This is a genomic window from Nocardiopsis algeriensis (genome assembly GCF_014203695.1).
Classification (GTDB): Bacteria; Actinomycetota; Actinomycetes; order Streptosporangiales; family Streptosporangiaceae; genus Nocardiopsis; species Nocardiopsis algeriensis.
The window spans coordinates 1-1858 of the sequence record NZ_JACHJO010000023.1; the positions used below are offsets into that span (position 1 = coordinate 1).

Annotated in this window: 1 rRNA gene; it reads right to left on the reverse strand. The window is 57.9% G+C overall.

The features are described 5' to 3' along the window. Positions 1-18 precede the first annotated feature (18 nt). Positions 19-1551 (reverse strand): 16S ribosomal RNA (locus FHS13_RS21110). Between the last annotated feature and the right edge of the window lie 307 nt (positions 1552-1858).

A 1858-nucleotide genomic window follows, 5' to 3' on the forward strand; every position in this document is an offset into this window, starting at 1 on the left:
CTGAAAAAGACTCCTTAGAAAGGAGGTGATCCAGCCGCACCTTCCGGTACGGCTACCTTGTTACGACTTCGTCCCAATCGCCAGCCCCACCTTCACTCACTCCCTCCCCGAAGGGTTAGGCCACAAGTTTCGGGTGTTGCCGACTTTCATGACGTGACGGGCGGTGTGTACAAGGCCCGGGAACGTATTCACCGCGGCGTTGCTGATCCGCGATTACTAGCGACTCCACCTTCATGGGGTCGAGTTGCAGACCCCAATCCGAACTGAGACCGGCTTTTAGGGATTCGCTCCACCTTGCGGTATCGCACGCCCATTGTACCGGCCATTGTAGCATGTTTGCAGCCCAAGACATAAGGGGCATGATGACTTGACGTCGTCCCCACCTTCCTCCGAGTTGACCCCGGCAGTCTCCCATGAGTCCCCACCATTACGTGCTGGCAACATGGAACAAGGGTTGCGCTCGTTGCGGGACTTAACCCAACATCTCACGACACGAGCTGACGACAGCCATGCACCACCTGTCACCCGCCAACTAAATGACCCCACATCTCTGCAGGTCCACGGGTGATGTCAAACCTTGGTAAGGTTCTTCGCGTTGCGTCGAATTAAGCAACATGCTCCGCCGCTTGTGCGGGCCCCCGTCAATTCCTTTGAGTTTTAGCCTTGCGGCCGTACTCCCCAGGCGGGGCGCTTAATGCGTTAGCTACGGCGCGGAAACCGTGGAAAGTCCCCACACCTAGCGCCCAACGTTTACGGCATGGACTACCAGGGTATCTAATCCTGTTCGCTCCCCATGCTTTCGCTCCTCAGCGTCAGGTAAGGCCCAGAGACCCGCCTTCGCCACCGGTGTTCCTCCTGATATCTGCGCATTTCACCGCTACACCAGGAATTCCAGTCTCCCCTACCTACCTCTAGCATGCCCGTATCCACTGCAGAACCGGAGTTAAGCCCCGGTCTTTCACAGCAGACGCAACATGCCGCCTACGAGCTCTTTACGCCCAATAATTCCGGACAACGCTCGGACCCTACGTATTACCGCGGCTGCTGGCACGTAGTTAGCCGGTCCTTATTCCCCACCTACCGTCAACCCCGAGAGAACCCGGAGCCTGCGTTGGTGGTAAAAGAGGTTTACAACCCGAAGGCCGTCATCCCCCACGCGGCGTCGCTGCGTCAGGCTTTCGCCCATTGCGCAATATTCCCCACTGCTGCCTCCCGCAGGAGTCTGGGCCGTGTCTCAGTCCCAGTGTGGCCGGTCGCCCTCTCAGGCCGGCTACCCGTAATCGCCTTGGTAGGCCGTTACCCCACCAACAAGCTGATAGGCCGCGAGCCCATCCCCAACCGAAAAAACTTTCCACCCCCCGCCATGAGACAGGAGGTCGTATCCGGTATTAGACGGCGTTTCCGCCGCTTATCCCGGAGTCAGGGGCAGGTTGCTCACGTGTTACTCACCCGTTCGCCGCTCGTGTACCCCGAAGGGCCTTACCGCTCGACTTGCATGTGTTAAGCACGCCGCCAGCGTTCGTCCTGAGCCAGGATCAAACTCTCCATAAAGGTCATGCAACCACACCGGCCGAAGCCGGCGGGTAAACCTAGAAGGTGTCCTGACGACCACTCTCGTGGTCCTCAAAGGAACCCTGTCCACTTCCACCACCAGGGTGGTCGTGTGACGGGGCCAAAACAAACATGGCTTAAAGAAAATCAAACACGCGCTGTTGAGTTCTCAAGAAGCAACCACTCTTCCCGTACAAGCCCCAGTTTGCGTCTGGTTGCTCTTCCGGAGAAGGCGTCTGCGTTTCCGCTTTGTTGTGTCTTCACTTTATCAGCGTTCCGGTCCGCCACCAAATCGGTGTTTTTCCGG